This window comes from Bradyrhizobium sp. CCBAU 45321 (assembly GCF_028128975.1).
GTDB lineage: Bacteria > Pseudomonadota > Alphaproteobacteria > Rhizobiales > Xanthobacteraceae > Bradyrhizobium > Bradyrhizobium yuanmingense.
On record NZ_LFKZ01000126.1, the window covers coordinates 280,795 to 296,062 of the forward strand.

Sequence of the window (15,268 nt, forward strand, 5' to 3'; positions counted from 1 at the left end):
AATAAAAAAGAGCGGGTCCTTGCGGGCCCACTCTCACTACGCGGATCGTATGAGAAGATGAATTGGCGCTGATATAGCGCTTTCCTACCCCCCGGACAAGGCCCATTGCAGCGGCAACAGGGCCTTTTTGCGCCCGTCAGCCGGCCCTGCGCAACGCTTCCTTCATCAAGCAGGCCTAGATTTCCCGATTGTGGGGCGGCTTGAACCAAGGGCGCACCCGCGGCGTGCCCCGTTCGAGTTGCGTTTTCATGACCGTTGCCACGTCGCTCATTCCTGGACTGGACGATATCGTCAAGCGCGGCGACCCGAGGCGTCGTGGCGAGATCGCGCGCGCCATTTCCCAGCTGTTCTTCCAGGACGCGGAAAAGCTCCGCCCCGAACTGATCAATCTCTTCGACAATCTCCTGATCGATCTCGTCCCGCATGCCGAGCTGGCCTCGCGCGCCGATCTGGCCGAGCGTTTCTCGCGCCTGAACAACGCGCCGCCGCACCTCGTCAATCAGCTCGCGCGCGAAAACGAGATCGCGGTCGCCGGCCCCGTGCTGCGCCGCTCACCCGTGCTCGACGATGCGGCTCTGGTCGAGATCGCGCGCTTGAAGGGCCAGGGTCATCTGCTGGCGATGACCGAGCGTCCCGCTTTGTCGCCCGTCGTCACCGACGTGCTGGTTGAGCGCGGCGATCGCGACGTGGTGCGCCGTGCCGCAGCCAATGCCGGTGCAGTGTTCTCGCCCGGAAGCTATTCCGAGCTGATCAAGCGCGCGGCGCAGGACGGCGTGCTGACGTTGAGGATCGGCCAGCGCAACGACCTTTCCGGGGAGCACCTGAAGCAGCTGCTCGACGGGACGCTCGACGTCATCCGCCGCCGTCTCTCCACCGTGGTCAATCCCGCGCGCCAGGCCGAGATCAAGCGCGCGATGGCGGCGATCGAGGAGGCGGCGCTGCCGCCGGGCCCGCGCCGCGATTTCTCCGCGGCACAGCACACCGTGCTGACCTTGCACCGCGGAGGCCATCTCGGCGAGAGCGCGCTGCTCGGTTTCGCCAAGGCGAACAAATACGAGGAATCGGTCGCCGCGCTATCGGCGATGTCGGGCGTTCGCCTCCAGGTCCTCGACCGCCTGATCGCGGGCGACCGCTACGATCCGCTGCTGATCCTGGGCCGCGTGCTGAACCTCGGCTGGCCCACGGTGCGCGCGCTGATCCTGCTCTGGTACGGTTCGAACCGCACGCCGGCCGATGCCGACATCGAGGCCGCCCGCGTGAATTTCACGCGCCTGATGCCGACGACCGCCGAACGCGTCGTGAATTTCTGGCGCAACCGGCAGACGATTTAGCTCCGCGCTTTGTCATTGCGAGCGGAGCGAAGCAATCCAGAACTCGTTCCGCGAAAACGCTCTGGATTGCTTCGTCGCCAGCGCAAATTGCCTTGCAGTCTGTCGCGGGCTCCTCGCAATGACGGCTAACCCACCCGCCTGAACCGCAGATAAGCCGCCTTGCGTCCCTCGCGCGCGGCCTTTCGGCCGTAGCGCGTCATGGTGTAGCCCGGCCATGGAAGACGGAAATCGTCGGCGCGTTCGGCAAGCCAGACGAAGTCCTGCGAGCGCGCAAGATGCGACAGTGTCCAGGCGCAGTAATCGTCGATGTCGCAGACGAAGCGGAATTCGCCGTTCGGCTTGAGCACGCGCGCCATCACCGCAATGGTGCGGTCCTGGACGAAGCGCCGCTTCCAGTGTCGCCGCTTCGGCCAGGGATCGGGATGGATCAGGTCGATGCGCGACAGCGACTCCTTGGGAAGCCAGGCCAAGAGCTCGGCGGCATCGCCCGCGAACAGGCGGATGTTGCCAATGTTGGCCGCCTCGATCTGCGCGAGGATCTTGGCCATGCCGTTGACATAGGGCTCGCAGCCGATGAAGCCGGTGGCGGGGAAGTTCTGCGCCTCGGCCGCGAGATGCTCGCCGCCGCCGAAGCCGATCTCGAGCCTGACGTCGTCGGCTGCGGGATCGAAGATGTCGCGCGCGTCCGCCGGCGCCTGACCGTCGATCTCGAGGGCAAGATGCGGCAGCAGCTGCTCGATCAAGCCGGCCTGGTGCTGCCTCAGCTTGTGACCCTTGCGGCGCCCGAAGAAGGCGCGCTCGCTGTCGTCGCGGTCGGGGCTTGATTTACGTTCGCTCATCGCAGCGTCTGATAAAGCCGATGGAGCAGCCGCGCGCGCGGTGCGAGCGAGGAGACATAGAGCTGCTCATAATGGGTGTGTGCACCCTTGCCGTCGACGCCGAGCCCGTCGAGGGTTGCGGTGTGCGGGGCGGTGAAATTGCCGTCCGAGCCGCCGCCGGTGTGGGTGTCGATCAGCTCGAAGCCGATCTCGCCGGCGAGCGTCCTGGCATGCTCGTACAGCGCGGCGCCTGCATTGCTCTTCTCGTAAGGCGGACGGTTGAGCTCGCCGGTGACCGTGACGGTGACGCCACCGGTCTTCGAGGTCAAAGAGAGAATCTTGCCGACGAACTCGTCCGCGTCCTTCAGGCTCACGACGCGCAGATCGACTTCGGCATAGGCCTCCTCGGGCGTGACGTTGGGGCGCGTGCCGCCGCGCACCACGCCGACATTGACGGTCACGCCGCGCGCAAGATCGTTCATTCCTTCCAGCGCCAGGATGACGTTGCCGAGTTCGCGGACGGCGCTGCGGCCGTCTTCGGGCCGCGAGCCGGCATGCGCGGGCACGCCCTTGATGAATACCCGGAAGCGTCCGACGCCCTTGCGCCCGGTGACGATCTTGCCGCCGTCGCGCGCCGGCTCGGTCACCAGCACGTATTTGGCCTTGCGCCCTTCCTGCTCGATCAGCGCGCGCGAGGTCGGGCTGCCGATCTCCTCGTCGGACGTGAACAGATGCGTGATGCCGAGCGGCGAGCGATCGCCTGTCGCGCAAAGCGCGCGGAAGGCGTGGAGGCCGATGTAGGCGCCGCCCTTCATGTCGTAGATGCCCGGACCGAACGCGACGTCGCCTTCGACCTTGAACGGCAGGCGCTCGATGAAGCCGATGGGATGGACGGTATCGAGATGGCTCAGCACCAGGATGCCCGGCTGATCCTGCCCCCAATTCGTGCGCGCCACGAGATGGTCGCCGCAGCCGTCCACGCCCGCGATGCGCTCGAGCGTGACGGGCAGGTCGCCGTATTGCTCCGCGACCACGGAGACCAGCTTGTTGACCTGTTCAGGTGCTTCCGTCGGCGTCTCGATCTCCACCCAGCGGCGGATGCCATCGAGAATAGTTTGTGAATCGAACCAATTGGAGCCGGTCATGGACGCATCTGTGCCTTTGAATCGCATCATCGAAGCGGACGCGCATCAAAGCGCGGTCGTAAATGACGACATAGGCCAGATTTGATGCAGTCTCAAATCGCGGGGGACATGAGCTTCAACGCTTGTCCGGACCTTCGCGGGCCGCAATCTGCTCGACGAGATCGACGATCGAGCGGCGCATCTTCGAATCAGTGATTCGCGTGAACGCCTTGGTCAAAGCGAGCCCTTCGGAGGTGGCGAGAAAGTCCGAGACGTAAGAGGGCGAGGCGCCTTCGCTGAAGCCATCCGGACCCGGCACGCCGCTCGGGCCGCCCTCGAACAGGAAGGACACCGGCACCTGCAGAATCTCCGCGATCTGCTGGATGCGGCTTGCGCCGACCCGGTTGGTGCCCTTCTCGTACTTCTGAATCTGCTGGAAAGTCAGGCCCAAAGCTTCACCGAGCTTCTCCTGGCTCATGCCCAACATGATGCGGCGCATGCGCACGCGACTGCCGACATATTTGTCAACAGGGTTGGGCGCTTTCGACATTTCCTCAGCCCTCCAAACACCACCTTCGGCGCAATGATCAAGCATGCCTCGGGTGCAGCACCGTCAAAATCAAACCCTGTTATTGGGAAACATTGCGGAGAAATTTAGCAATGCACCGCCATCTTTCGCAGCCGGTGCAGAATGGGGAGCCCGCGTGCAGTCTGTCAACCGTGGGACTACGGTTGTCAAAGGATTCCGGCCGCTGCGGCGGCGGTGCGATCAGGGCTGGCGTTTGCCTATTCGTCGGCGGACCGCCAACAGCACGGCCACCGCGACGAGCATGATTGCGGGCACATCACCCACCCGTGCATAAACGGTCGGTGGGATCGCGGCCGGCAGGTTTGCGTCCAAAATGCCTTCGAGGCCGAGACCTAGGCTCGCGACGGTGCGGCCGACCGGATCGATCACTGCGGAGATGCCGGTATTGGCCGAGCGGACCAGCGGCAATCCGAGCTCGATCGCGCGCATTCGCGACTGCTCCAGGTGCTGGTAGGGACCGGTCGAGATGCCGAACCAGCCGTCATTGGTCAGGTTCACGATCCAGCCCGGACGTTCGTTGCGCACAGCCACTTCGTCGGGAAAGATCGCCTCGTAGCAGATCAGGGGCAACGCGGGCGGCGCGCCGGCAACGGGGAGCGCATGCCGCACGGTGCCTGGAATGAAGCCGCCGCGCACACGCGTCAGTTGCTCGAAACCGAGCTTCTCCATCAACGGCTGGTACGGAAGAAATTCTCCGAACGGTACCAGATGCAGCTTGTCGTAGACGGCGAGCACGCTGCCGTCGTGATCGATCACGTAGATCGAGTTGTAGGCGCGCGTGATCGGCGTGCCCCGCGGCACATCGGGCGCGCGGACCGATCCCGTGATCAGCACCGTGCCCTTCGGCAACAGATCGGCGATTTGCGCCATCGCGTCGGCTTCGCGGGTCAGGAAGAACGGAAAGGCGGATTCCGGCCAGATCAGGATGGTGGCATCGCGCACGCCGGTCGATTGCGGGCCGGAGGCGCGGTCCGACAGCGCAAGGTACTTCTTCATCACCTCCGGCTTGGCGGCATAGTTGAATTTCTCGTCCTGCTGCAGGTTGGGCTGCATCAGGCGCAGCTTGGGGCCGGATACGATCGTGGCCGGATGCAGCGACAGGCGGATTGCGCCAAAGATGCCCATGACAAGCAGGAGCGCGACGGCCGCGGCCGGCACCCGCCATTGCAGGCGCCGATCCGGCGTGCGGTCGATCAGCGTCGCCGGGCTCGCGAAGACCGCAATCGTCAGGAACGTCATGCCCCACAGGCCGATCAGCGAGGCCGTCTGCGCCAGCGGCAATGGCTCGGACAGCGCATAGCCGAACGTGTTCCAGGGGAAGCCGGTCAGCGCATGGCCGCGCAGCCATTCGCTGATGGTGAGGCTCGCTGCGAGCGCCAGCACGCGCGTGGCGTTCTTGCTCCAGAGCAGGCGCGCCAGCGCAAAGCCGATCGCCGTGAAGATCGAAAGATAGGCCGGCAGGCCCAGCACCGCGAACGGCGTCAGCCAGGCGAATGTGTCGGCTTCGACGAAGAAGGCGTAGCCGATCCAGTAAAGGCCGGGCACGAAATAGCCGAGCCCGAACCAGTAGCCGGTCAAGGCGGCGGCGGGCACGCCGCCATAGCGGCCGCCCCCGGCGCCGTCGATCAGCCAGACCAGCACCGGGAAGGTGACGAACAGCACCGGAAAGAGGTTGAACGGCGCCAGCGCCAGCACCGACAAGGCTCCGGCCGCCATGGCGACGACTGCGCGCTGCCATCCCCAGGTGAGGATGATGGCGAGCGCAATTTGCCGGAGGCGCTGCGATGGGCTCACTGCGAGGCGGCCCCGTCGCGCGGCGGCGATGTCGGCGTGTCGCTGGCCGGCGCTTGTCCGCTCTCCGGCGTGGCTTCACGCCGCCGGCTCTCGCGCTGGGTGCGGGGCGCCGGGCGTTCCTTCCGCGTCGCGATGCGCAGCCGCTTGACGCGGCGCGGATCGGCATCGAGCACCTCGACCTCGTAATTGCCGGGGCCCGAGATCACCTCGCCGCGCACCGGCAGGCGCCCGACGAAGCTGACGAGATAGCCGCCCAGCGTCTCCACCTCCTCGCCTGCCTCGCCGGTGACGAAATCCTCGCCGATCACCGAGCGGACGTCGTCGAGGCTGGCGCGGGCGTCGGCAATGAAGGCGTTGTCGGGCAGGCGCACGATCGAGGGCGGCTCGTCGCTGTCGTGCTCGTCGTCGATCTCGCCGACGATCTGCTCGACGATGTCCTCGATCGAGACCAGCCCGTCGCTGCCGCCATATTCGTCGACCACCAGCGCCAGATGGATGCGCGAGGCCTGCATCTGCGCGAGCAGGTCGATCGCCCGCATCGACGGCGGTACGTAGAGCAGCTTGCGGATGATGTGCGCCTCGTGAAGCGGCAGCGCGAGATCGACTGCGCGCAAATCGAGCCCGGCCGGCAGCGGCTTCTTGCGCTTGGTCTTGGTGGCTTCCGACACCCGGGCGCGCGCGGTCATGAAGGCGAGCAAATCGCGGATGTGGACGATGCCGACGGGATCGTCGAGCGTCTCGTTGAAGACGACGAGGCGCGAATGGCCGGCGCTCTCGAAGCGGTCCATCAATTCCCCGAGCGGGATGTCGCGCTTGACCGCGACGATGTCGGCGCGATGCACCATGACGTCGGCGATGCGACGCTCGTGCAGGCTGAGGATGTTGCGCAGCATGGTGCGCTCGACCGCGGAGAAGCCGGTGTCGTCGGGCGTCGAGGCGTCGAGCACGACCTGGAGGTCGTCGCGCACCGACCCCGCCTTCCAGCCGAACAGCGTGCGGATGGCGCGCAGCAGCCAGCTTTCGGCACTCGGGCGCAGCACCTCGCCCGGCGTCACCACAACCGGCAAATTGGCCGTGGTGCGGGGATTGTCGTGGGTAGGCTCGGAATCCGGCATCTCAGTGCGTCCCCGGGCGATCGGCATAGGGATCGGGGATGCCGAGATAAGCGAGGATCTCGGTTTCGAGCGCTTCCATCTCCTCGGCGTCGTCGTCGTTCTCGTGGTCGTAGCCGATCAGGTGCAGGAAGCCGTGCACGGCGAGGTGGCTCAGATGATGGTCGAACGGCTTGTGCTCCTCGTCCGCCTCGCGCCGCATGGTCTCATAGGCGATCGCGATATCGCCGAGCATGCGCGGGGCATCGCCCGGCTTCCAGGCGCCCTCCGGCTGCAGCGCCGGGAACGACAGCACGTTGGTCGGCTTGTCGATGCCGCGCCAGTTGCTGTTGAGCGTGCGGATGCCGGCATCATCGGTCAACATTACGGCCACTTCCGCGTCGGCAACGTCCTCGTCGACGCTCTCGGCGGCCGCCGCCAGTGCGCGCTGGATCACGGCTTCGGAATCGGGCTCGCGCTGCCAGCAATCGGCGACGACGAGGACCTCGGTCATGGGAAGGTTGGAATGGGACATTGTGTTGTCTCGGACGAAGGGCGCCGTGCTCGGGCCCTCTTGGGTCCGGTGTTGCCTCGTCAGGATTGACCGGTGGCCGGCCGCTGCGGCGGCCCTTCATAGGCGGCGACGATCCGCGCCACGAGCTCGTGGCGGATCACGTCCTCCGCCTTGAAATGAACCTGGGCGATGCCCTCGACGCCGCTCAGGAGGCGGGTCGCCTCGGCCAGGCCCGAGGTCTGGCCGTTCGGCAGGTCGATCTGGGAGGGATCGCCCGTCACGATCATGCGGCTGTTCTCGCCGAGACGCGTCAGGAACATCTTCATCTGCATCGACGTGGTGTTCTGGGCCTCGTCCAGGATGATGGCGGCATTGGTCAGCGTGCGGCCGCGCATGAAGGCGAGCGGCGCGATCTCGATCTCGCCGGTCTGCAGCGCGCGCTCGACGATGCGCGCATCCATGAGGTCGTAGAGCGCATCATAGATCGGCCGCAGATAAGGATCGACCTTCTCGCGGAGATCGCCGGGGAGAAAGCCGAGCCGCTCGCCGGCTTCCACCGCCGGGCGCGACAGGATGATCTTGTCGACCTCCTTGCGCTCGAACAGCTGCGCGGCATGCGCGACGGCGAGCCAGGTCTTGCCGGTGCCGGCGGGGCCGATGCCGAACACCAGCTCGTGCCGCTTCAGCGCGCGGATGTAGGAATCCTGCGCCGCCGTGCGTGCCCGCACCGGACGCTTGCGCAGATTGATGCTGTCGAAGGTCGATTTGGCCGATTTGGCGTCGAACTCGAACAGCGAGCCCTGCGCGATCACGGCGCGGATCGCGCCCTCGACCTCACCCTGGTCGAGATCGTGGCCCTTCGCGGCCTGCGCGTAGAGCATCTCCAGCACGCGGCGCGCGGCGTCGCAGCCGTCGCGGGTGCCGCCGATCGTGATGTGGTTGCCCTTGGAATCGACGATGACGCCGAGCCGCCGCTCGATCTGCGCCAGGTGCTGGCCGTAGGGGCCGACCAGCGCGGAAGCGGCGCGGTTGTCGTCGAAGTCGATGACGACCTGGGTCTCGGGCGGTACTTGCATGTCGCGGTCGAACTTGCGGCTGGGAGCGAACGAAGACGAATCCGATGCGCTTTTGGGCAAGGGTTCAGGCTCCACTGGCTTGCGATAAAGCGGGCTCGCGCATCTTGCGCGGCGTCACGAGCTCGCCGAGAAAACTGTAGCGCTCGAGGCTGTCGATTCTGACCGGCAGGATCTGTCCGATGATGTCGGGCGCGGCCATTACGTGGGCGGGCTGGAGGTAGGCGGTGCGGCCCACGATCTGGCCCTCCTTGCGCGCCGGACGCTCGAACAGCACGTCGACCGTTGAGCCAATCGCGGCCTTGTTGAAGGCCGATTGCTGGCTGTCGATCAGTTCCTGGAGCCGCTCCAATCGCTGGTCCATCTCGGCGGGGGACACCGTCTCCTGCATATCCGCGGCCGGCGTTCCCGGCCGGGCGGAGTATTTGAACGAATAGGCCGCAGCGTAGCCGATTTGCGTGACAAGCGCGAGGGTGGCGAGAAAATCTTGCTCGCTTTCGCCGGGGAAGCCGACGATGAAATCCGATGAAAAAGCAATGTCTTGGCGTGCGGTACGAAAACGGTCGATGACCCGCCGGTAATCATCGGCGGTATGTTTGCGGTTCATGGCCGCCAAAATGCGGTCCGAGCCCGACTGCACCGGCAGGTGCACGAACGGCATCAGGGCACCGAGGTCGCGATGGGCCGCGATCAGGCTGTCGTCGACGTCGCGGGGGTGGCTGGTCGAATAGCGCAGCCGCGCGATGCCGGGAATCGTCGCCAGATGTTCGAGCAGCCGGCCGAGCGGCCAGGTTTTTCCGTCCGGGCCGTCGCCGTGATAGGCGTTGACGTTCTGCCCGATCAGCGTGAGCTCGCGCACGCCGTTGTCAGCGAGCCGCTTCACGTCCTCGACGATCTTCGCCACGGGGCGCGACACCTCCGCGCCGCGCGTATAGGGCACGACGCAGAAGGTGCAGAACTTGTCGCAGCCTTCTTGCACCGTGACGAAGGCGGAAATGCCGCGCGCGCGGATCGCGTCCGGCTTCGGCTGGGCCAGGAAGCCGAACTTGTCGGCGGCGGGAAATTCGGTCTCGATCGCGCGGCCTTCGTCCTCGGCGCGCTTCAACAGCCCCGGCAGATGATGATAGCTCTGCGGGCCCACCACGACGTCGACGACAGGCGCGCGGCGCACGATCTCCTCGCCCTCGGCCTGCGCCACGCAGCCCGCCACCGCGATTTTCATCGCGCGGCCCGCACGCGCGGCCTCGTCCTTGGCGACGCGAAGGCGGCCGAGCTCGGAATAGACCTTCTCCGAGGCCTTCTCGCGAATATGGCAGGTGTTGAGGATGACGAGGTCGGCATCCTCCGCGCTCGCCGTCTCCACGAATCCTTCCGGGGCCAGCGTGTCCACCATGCGCTGGGCATCGTAGACGTTCATCTGGCAGCCATATGATTTGATGTGCAGCTTGCGCGGCGGCGTCATGGAACCCGAAATGGAGGTGGAGGACGGCCCTCAGATATAGGCTGGAGGGCCGAAAATCCAGCGAATGGAGCCATTTCCGCTCGTCATTCGGGGGCGCGCGCCAGCGGAATCCAGAGGTTTTGGCGCCAGATTCCGGGTTCGATGCTCCGGGCCGCGCTTCGCGGTCCCGGCGCATCGCCCCGGAATGACGGCACCAATCAGCCCGCCACGGCGTCCGCCTCGACCCGCCGGACCAGCTCCGGCAGCTGATGCATGTCGCCAAAGATCAAGTCGGCGCCCGCCTGGCGCAGCGTCTCGCCATATCCGTCGCGGCAATGACTGCCCCCGTAAAAGCCGAAAACCGTCATGCCGGCGGTCCGGGCGCCGGCGATGCCGGCCAGGCTGTCCTCGATCACGACGCAGCGCTCGGGCGGCACGCCCATTTGGCTCGCCGCGAACAGGAACAGGTCCGGTGCCGGCTTGCCGTTCGTCACCTGCGAGGCCGAGAAGATGTTTGGTGCGAGGCGTTCGTACAGCCCGGTGCTCCCGAGGCTCACGCGCATGCGCGGATGTGAGCCGCTGGAGGCGACACAGACGGCCTGCGTGACGACATCCAGCACATCATGGATGCCGCGGATCGCTTCGAGGTCGGCTTCGAATGCGCGAAACAGCTCGTCCTGGAGATCGCCGTGATAGGCCTCGGGCAGCTTGCGGCCGAGCTCGGTCTCGATCTCGAGATTGGCCTGCTTTGTCGAGCGGCCGAGGAAGCGCGCGAACACCTGCTCCGACGTGATCGGATAGCCGTGGCGCGTCAGCACGTCCGCATGCGCGCGGCATGAGATCACCTCGCTGTCCACGAGCACGCCGTCGCAATCGAAGATGATGAGGTCGATGGGCATCAGAGCCTTACTTGGTCGGGCACTCTCGTGCCGCGTAGGTGGTACCACCTCTCCCAAAGGGAGAGGTCGGCGCGAAGCGCCGGGTGAGGGGTTTAGATCTCTCGTGGGACCCGAGGCCCCTCACCCGATTTGCTTCGCAAATCGACCTCTCCCCAACGGGGAGAGGTGAAGAGAGCGCGCCGAAAGGTAGGTTCATCAATTCGTCGGCTTGTCGTCGTCGAGCGGGACGCAATAGAGCTCGAGCCGGTGATCGACCAGGCGATAGCCGAGCTTGCGGGCGATCTCGGCCTGGAGCTTCTCGATCTCCTCGGAGGTGAACTCGATCACCTTGCCGTCGCGCAGATTGATCAGGTGGTCGTGATGGCTGTCGCGCATCTGCTCGTAGCGCGCGCGGCCCTCGCGGAAATCGTGGCGTTCGATGATGCCGGCGTCCTCGAACAGTTTCACGGTGCGATAGACCGTCGAGATCGAGATCTTGTCGTCGACTGCAACGCAGCGCCGGTACAGTTCCTCGACATCGGGATGATCGATCGCTTCCGCCAGCACGCGGGCGATGACGCGGCGCTGCTCGGTCATGCGCATGCCCGTTGCGGCGCAGCGCGCCTCGATCTCGGATGCCTTGGACGCAGAAGAATGTTTCAGTGTGGTCATAGCGTTGTCTGCCTGGGCGGGCGCTTTTCTGCCGCCGATGTTACGACAAGTCACGCCGCATCAGAAGGGCGTTCAATTGTTCCCCGTTGGGCTGCTTATAGTAGCGATCGCGGCGCCCGACCACCACGAATCCGGCTCGATCGTAAAGCCGCCGCGCCGGCTGGTTGTTCTCCTCCACTTCCAGAAATATGGTGCGTACGCCGCGCCCGGCGAGGTGGCCGAGATGGGTCATCAGCAGCGTGCGGGAGAGCCCCCGGCCGCGATAAGCCCCGTCCACCGCGATCGAGAGAATCTCCGCTTCGTCCGCGCCGATCCGCGACACCGCAAAGCCGATCGTCTTGCGGCCGAGCCGCAAGCGATGCACCAGCGTGTTGCGCTCGCTCATCATGCTCTCGAACTCGCCTTCGCCCCAGCCGTGCGCGAAGGAGGCGCCGTGCAGCTGCGCGAGGCGCGCGGCATCGCGCATGGTCGCGGGCTCGACGGCGGCGGTGCCACCGCGCCACCACTCCGACAGCCATCTCATCATGAGGTCGCGGCTTGTGCTGGGAGCGGCGTCGATGCCGCGGGCTTGGCGTCGGGCGCTTTCAGATAGAACGGCCGCGCTGGATTGGTGTCGGGATTGGCCGCCGCGCCGAGCCAGGCGACCCAGCTGATGTCGGGCGCGGGCTGCGCGTCGATCACAACGGGTTGCGGTCCGTCCTTCGGCCAGCGACCTGCGAGGATCCCGGCGGCATTGCCGACCAGATGCGGCGCACCGTGTTGCGAGGCCGCGATCGCCGCGTCGATGGAGGCGACAGCCGGCCGCACCAGCTGGCTGCCGTCGCCGGCGACGATCTGGAAATAGACGTGATCGTGCCGCGCATCGATCGCAGAGATCACCGGCACCGTTCCGCTCTTGGCGACGACCCCAGCGGCAAAGGCCGACAGCGTCGTCAGCCCGACCGCCGGCCGTTTCGCCGCAAGCGCAAGGCCCCGCGCCGCCGAGATGCCGACGCGCAGGCCGGTGAAGCTGCCGGGCCCGACGGTGACGGCGATGCGGTCGAGCGAGGTGAAGGCGAGGCGGGCCGATTGCATCACACGCGCGATCATCGGCATCAGCGCCTCGGCATGGCCGCGCTTCATCAGCTGCGATTCCCGCGCGAGGAGCTCGCCGGCATCGGTGTCGAGAACGGCGGCCGCGCAGGCTTCGAGCGCAGTATCGATGGCAAGGATCAGCATGATGGAGCAAATGGCGAGTGGCGAATGGAGAACACTCTAGCGAACCAGGCGCCTGTCCGCCATTCGTCACGCACGATTTGCAAGCTCCCGATATGCCCTCTTGCGAGCCGGCAAAGGCGCGCCTTGCGGACAAGCCGCCTTGCCCGCCGGCGAGCAGGATTATCCCTTGCGTGCGTTCCTGAATTCCTTGGTCGCCTTGTCCAGCACGAACAGCGACCCCTCCGCCACGCCGAAATAGGCGCCGTGGGTCTGCATCCGGCCGCTCTCCACGGCCTTGCGGACGAACGGGAAGGTCATCAGGTTTTCCAGGCTGCGGAACACGGCGGCCTTCTCGATGCGCTCGACGAACTGCGCCATGGTCTCGTGCTCGCGCTGCTCGACCACCTCGCCCGGCTTGATGAACATCTGCATCCAGCGGCCGATGAAGTCGCCGGGCGTGAGCGGCTCGATCTTGTCGATGAAGGCGCGGATGCCGCCGCATTGGGCGTGGCCGAGCACCACGATGTGCTTCACCTTCAGCACTGTCACCGCAAACTCCAGCGCTGCCGAGACGCCGTGCGCGCCTTCGTCAGGCTGATAAGTCGGCACCAGATTGGCGATGTTGCGGACGACGAAGAGCTCGCCCGGCCCGGCGTCGAAGATCACCTCGGGGGAGACCCGGGAGTCGCAGCAGCCGATCACCATGGTCTCAGGCGACTGCCCTTTGACCGAGAGCTCGCGGTAGCGGTTCTGCTCGGTCGGCAGCCGCTGGGTGGCGAAGGCCTTGTAGCCTTCCAGCAAGTGCGTCGGGAATGTCGTCATGGCCCATGCCTAATCACATACCGCCAAGGCCGACAAGCCTTTCGAATGGGCAGGCCAAATGCTATCGGCTGGGGGACGACAGACCAGGAAGGAACGCAGCATGACCCGCCCGCGCCGCAGCCATCTGTTCATGCCCGGCTCCAACCCGCGCGCGCTGGAAAAGGCGCGCAATCTCCCCGCCGACGGCCTGATCCTCGACCTCGAGGATTCCGTCGCTCCTGAGGCCAAGGCGGCGGCACGCGACGGCATTGCGGCGGCGATCGCCGCCAAGGGATTTGGCAGGCGCGAGGTCCTGATCCGGACCAACGGCCTCGACACGCCCTGGTGGCCGGATGATGCCGCCATGGCTGCCAAGGCCTCGCCGGACGGCATCCTGGTTCCAAAAGTTTCGAGTGTTGAGGATCTCGACGCCATCGGCCGCAAGCTGGCCGAACTCGGCGCCGCGCCGACCGTCAAGGTCTGGGCCATGATCGAGACCGCGCGCGCCGTGCTGCATGCCGAGGAACTGGCCGCCGCCGGCCGCGATCCCTCGCGCCGTCTCTCGGGCTTCGTGTTCGGCCCGAACGACATCTCGCGCGAGACGCGGATCAGGATGCTGCCGGGCCGCGCCGCGATGATCCCGATGATCACCCATTGCATCCTGGCGAGCCGCGCGCACGGCCTCGAGATCCTCGACGGTCCCTACAGCGACATCGCCAATTCCGACGGTTTCGCCACCGAATGCGCGCAAGGCCGCGATCTCGGCTTCGACGGCAAGACGCTGATCCACCCCTCCCAGATCGACGCCTGCAACGCCATCTTCACCCCGCCGGAGGAGGAAGTCGCCCGCGCGCGAAAGATCATCGCGGCGTTCGAACTGCCGGAGAACGCCTCGCGCGGCGCGATCCGCCTTGACGGTGCGATGGTGGAGCGCCTGCACGCCGACATGGCCCGGCGCACCATCGCGATTGCGGACGCGATCGCGGCGATGGGGAAGGGCTGAGGCGCGAGATCAACTTTTCCACGCGCCGCAAGTATTGCGCTCTATCGTCCCGCCCGCGAAACGGCCTTGAATTCAGCGCCTGCTCCGTGGGAGGCGGCGATGGCGCTTTGCCGGAACGGCGCATCGGCAGGCTGCGGCGCCGCCAATTCCTGGCAATACATTCGATCGATCGTGCGCTGCATGAGCGCATAGCAATCGCATGCGATCCTCTCGAGCCGCGTCCGATGGATCTCGACAAACCCGCGCCGCTCGGACGGGATGGCGCCGGCCTCGCGTAGCTTGCTCATCGTCAAAGTCACTGTCGTCCGCCGTACCCCAACCAGCTGCGCCAGCGCCTCCTGCGTCACCGGAAGCAGGTCCTCCGGAACGCGGTCGTGAAGCTGCAGGAGCCACCGCGCCATTCGGCCATCCACCCGGTGCAGCGCGTTGCAAGCGGCGACGTGCTGGAGCTGCAGCAACACGGCGCGGGCGTGGACCTGCACGACATTCCTGATCGCTGCGCTTTGCACATGGGCAGCGCGAAATTTGGCGGCGGAAATCACCGATGCAGTGCCGGCTGTGCGAGCAATCGCGGTCACGGACGAAGGCGAGGGGCCGAGCACGGAGAACGAGGCCAAAGCGCCTTCGCGTCCCATCAAGCTGGTCGCGACCGTTTGCCCGTCCGGCATATCGAGCATGAAGGCGATCGCGCCGCTATGGGGAAAATAGACCGGGTCGAGTTCGTCGCCCGATCGCACCAGGACGGCATCTGGTTCGAACGAGACCTTCTGGAAGTGGGGCGTCAGCAAAGCGAGATCCGCCGGCGGCAGCGCCGCCAACAGCCGATTCCCGATGCCCTTGCGGTGGGCAGTCACGGTGTCCTCTGTTGAACGAGCACCCAACGAACGACGGGAATCATCTGTTTCATTCGCCATGATTATCCGAAATGCGAATTGCGGAACG

At 66.0% G+C, this 15,268-nt stretch carries 16 protein-coding genes; 2 read left to right on the forward strand and 14 right to left on the reverse strand.

Going from position 1 to position 15,268, the window contains the following annotated elements; translation table 11 throughout:
- The first annotated feature begins 248 nt into the window (after nucleotides 1-248).
- The gene (locus ACM43_RS24710; protein ID WP_271543502.1) at nucleotides 249-1,331 is read left to right on the forward strand and encodes a DUF2336 domain-containing protein; all 1,083 of its coding nucleotides are present in this window, start codon (nucleotides 249-251) and stop codon (nucleotides 1,329-1,331) included.
- A gap of 125 nt (nucleotides 1,332-1,456) precedes the next feature.
- Here ACM43_RS24710 and trmB read toward each other — a convergent pair whose 3' ends face one another.
- From trmB to ACM43_RS24775, 13 genes are all read right to left on the reverse strand, one after another.
- Entirely contained in the window at nucleotides 1,457-2,170 is a 714-nt protein-coding gene (gene trmB, locus ACM43_RS24715) for a tRNA (guanosine(46)-N7)-methyltransferase TrmB (protein ID WP_271543504.1), read from the reverse strand.
- A complete protein-coding gene (locus ACM43_RS24720; protein WP_271543506.1) occupies nucleotides 2,167-3,324 on the reverse strand; it encodes a M20 family metallopeptidase in 1,158 nt (385 codons plus the stop codon). The genes trmB and ACM43_RS24720 overlap by 4 nt, the downstream gene beginning before the upstream one ends.
- 85 nt (nucleotides 3,325-3,409) lie before the next feature.
- Nucleotides 3,410-3,823 (reverse strand): helix-turn-helix domain-containing protein, encoded by a 414-nt coding sequence (locus ACM43_RS24725; RefSeq protein WP_018319423.1) that lies wholly within the window; start codon nucleotides 3,821-3,823, stop codon nucleotides 3,410-3,412.
- Between the two features lie 219 nt (nucleotides 3,824-4,042).
- Complete coding sequence (gene lnt / locus ACM43_RS24730; RefSeq protein ID WP_271543508.1) at nucleotides 4,043-5,656, reverse strand: apolipoprotein N-acyltransferase; 1,614 nt, start codon at nucleotides 5,654-5,656, stop codon at nucleotides 4,043-4,045.
- On the reverse strand, nucleotides 5,653-6,771 hold the full coding sequence (locus ACM43_RS24735) for a hemolysin family protein (RefSeq protein WP_036008986.1): 1,119 nt from the start codon (nucleotides 6,769-6,771) through the stop codon (nucleotides 5,653-5,655). The genes lnt and ACM43_RS24735 overlap by 4 nt, the downstream gene beginning before the upstream one ends.
- 1 nt (nucleotide 6,772) lies before the next feature.
- A complete protein-coding gene (gene ybeY / locus ACM43_RS24740) occupies nucleotides 6,773-7,282 on the reverse strand; it encodes an rRNA maturation RNase YbeY (RefSeq protein ID WP_271543512.1) in 510 nt (169 codons plus the stop codon).
- Between the two features lie 59 nt (nucleotides 7,283-7,341).
- Nucleotides 7,342-8,337: a PhoH family protein gene (locus ACM43_RS24745; protein ID WP_036008958.1), complete on the reverse strand. Its 996-nt coding sequence runs from the start codon at nucleotides 8,335-8,337 to the stop codon at nucleotides 7,342-7,344.
- Nucleotides 8,338-8,401: 64 nt separating this feature from the next.
- Nucleotides 8,402-9,796 carry a tRNA (N6-isopentenyl adenosine(37)-C2)-methylthiotransferase MiaB gene (gene miaB, locus ACM43_RS24750; protein WP_271543515.1) on the reverse strand — a complete coding sequence of 465 codons (1,395 nt, stop codon included), beginning with the start codon at nucleotides 9,794-9,796 and terminating at the stop codon, nucleotides 8,402-8,404.
- 197 nt (nucleotides 9,797-9,993) lie between these two features.
- A complete protein-coding gene (locus ACM43_RS24755) occupies nucleotides 9,994-10,674 on the reverse strand; it encodes an HAD family hydrolase (RefSeq protein WP_271543517.1) in 681 nt (226 codons plus the stop codon).
- 195 nt (nucleotides 10,675-10,869) lie between these two features.
- Nucleotides 10,870-11,325, reverse strand: coding sequence for a Fur family transcriptional regulator (locus ACM43_RS24760; protein ID WP_109141846.1), 456 nt, complete (start codon nucleotides 11,323-11,325; stop codon nucleotides 10,870-10,872).
- A gap of 40 nt (nucleotides 11,326-11,365) precedes the next feature.
- Complete coding sequence (gene rimI / locus ACM43_RS24765) at nucleotides 11,366-11,851, reverse strand: ribosomal protein S18-alanine N-acetyltransferase (protein ID WP_157285952.1); 486 nt, start codon at nucleotides 11,849-11,851, stop codon at nucleotides 11,366-11,368.
- Nucleotides 11,848-12,543: a tRNA (adenosine(37)-N6)-threonylcarbamoyltransferase complex dimerization subunit type 1 TsaB gene (tsaB, locus tag ACM43_RS24770; protein WP_271543520.1), complete on the reverse strand. Its 696-nt coding sequence runs from the start codon at nucleotides 12,541-12,543 to the stop codon at nucleotides 11,848-11,850. The genes rimI and tsaB overlap by 4 nt, the downstream gene beginning before the upstream one ends.
- Before the next feature lie 159 nt (nucleotides 12,544-12,702).
- The gene (locus ACM43_RS24775) at nucleotides 12,703-13,344 is read right to left on the reverse strand and encodes a carbonic anhydrase (RefSeq protein ID WP_271543522.1); all 642 of its coding nucleotides are present in this window, start codon (nucleotides 13,342-13,344) and stop codon (nucleotides 12,703-12,705) included.
- Nucleotides 13,345-13,444: 100 nt separating this feature from the next.
- On the opposite strand from ACM43_RS24775, the gene ACM43_RS24780 reads away from it, so the two are divergent.
- Complete coding sequence (locus tag ACM43_RS24780) at nucleotides 13,445-14,326, forward strand: HpcH/HpaI aldolase/citrate lyase family protein (protein ID WP_271543524.1); 882 nt, start codon at nucleotides 13,445-13,447, stop codon at nucleotides 14,324-14,326.
- A gap of 41 nt (nucleotides 14,327-14,367) precedes the next feature.
- Here ACM43_RS24780 and ACM43_RS24785 read toward each other — a convergent pair whose 3' ends face one another.
- Nucleotides 14,368-15,240 (reverse strand): Crp/Fnr family transcriptional regulator, encoded by an 873-nt coding sequence (locus tag ACM43_RS24785; protein WP_271543526.1) that lies wholly within the window; start codon nucleotides 15,238-15,240, stop codon nucleotides 14,368-14,370.
- Nucleotides 15,241-15,268 lie beyond the last annotated feature (28 nt).

Excerpts from the sequence above, each read along its gene's own strand:
- ACM43_RS24725 (WP_018319423.1), bottom strand. The coding sequence starts at position 3,823 with ATGTCGAAAGCGCCCAACCCTGTTGACAAATATGTCGGCAGTCGCGTG.
- ACM43_RS24785 (WP_271543526.1), bottom strand. The coding sequence starts at position 15,240 with ATGGCGAATGAAACAGATGATTCCCGTCGTTCGTTGGGTGCTCGTTCA.
- ACM43_RS24755 (WP_271543517.1), bottom strand. The coding sequence starts at position 10,674 with ATGCCCATCGACCTCATCATCTTCGATTGCGACGGCGTGCTCGTGGAC.
- rimI (WP_157285952.1), bottom strand. The coding sequence starts at position 11,851 with ATGATGAGATGGCTGTCGGAGTGGTGGCGCGGTGGCACCGCCGCCGTC.
- trmB (WP_271543504.1), bottom strand. The coding sequence starts at position 2,170 with ATGAGCGAACGTAAATCAAGCCCCGACCGCGACGACAGCGAGCGCGCC.
- ACM43_RS24710 (WP_271543502.1), top strand. The coding sequence starts at position 249 with ATGACCGTTGCCACGTCGCTCATTCCTGGACTGGACGATATCGTCAAG.
- ACM43_RS24745 (WP_036008958.1), bottom strand. The coding sequence starts at position 8,337 with ATGCAAGTACCGCCCGAGACCCAGGTCGTCATCGACTTCGACGACAAC.
- ACM43_RS24775 (WP_271543522.1), bottom strand. The coding sequence starts at position 13,344 with ATGACGACATTCCCGACGCACTTGCTGGAAGGCTACAAGGCCTTCGCC.
- miaB (WP_271543515.1), bottom strand. The coding sequence starts at position 9,796 with ATGACGCCGCCGCGCAAGCTGCACATCAAATCATATGGCTGCCAGATG.
- ACM43_RS24760 (WP_109141846.1), bottom strand. The coding sequence starts at position 11,325 with ATGACCACACTGAAACATTCTTCTGCGTCCAAGGCATCCGAGATCGAG.
- ACM43_RS24720 (WP_271543506.1), bottom strand. The coding sequence starts at position 3,324 with ATGATGCGATTCAAAGGCACAGATGCGTCCATGACCGGCTCCAATTGG.
- ACM43_RS24780 (WP_271543524.1), top strand. The coding sequence starts at position 13,445 with ATGACCCGCCCGCGCCGCAGCCATCTGTTCATGCCCGGCTCCAACCCG.
- ACM43_RS24735 (WP_036008986.1), bottom strand. The coding sequence starts at position 6,771 with ATGCCGGATTCCGAGCCTACCCACGACAATCCCCGCACCACGGCCAAT.
- tsaB (WP_271543520.1), bottom strand. The coding sequence starts at position 12,543 with ATGCTGATCCTTGCCATCGATACTGCGCTCGAAGCCTGCGCGGCCGCC.
- ybeY (WP_271543512.1), bottom strand. The coding sequence starts at position 7,282 with ATGTCCCATTCCAACCTTCCCATGACCGAGGTCCTCGTCGTCGCCGAT.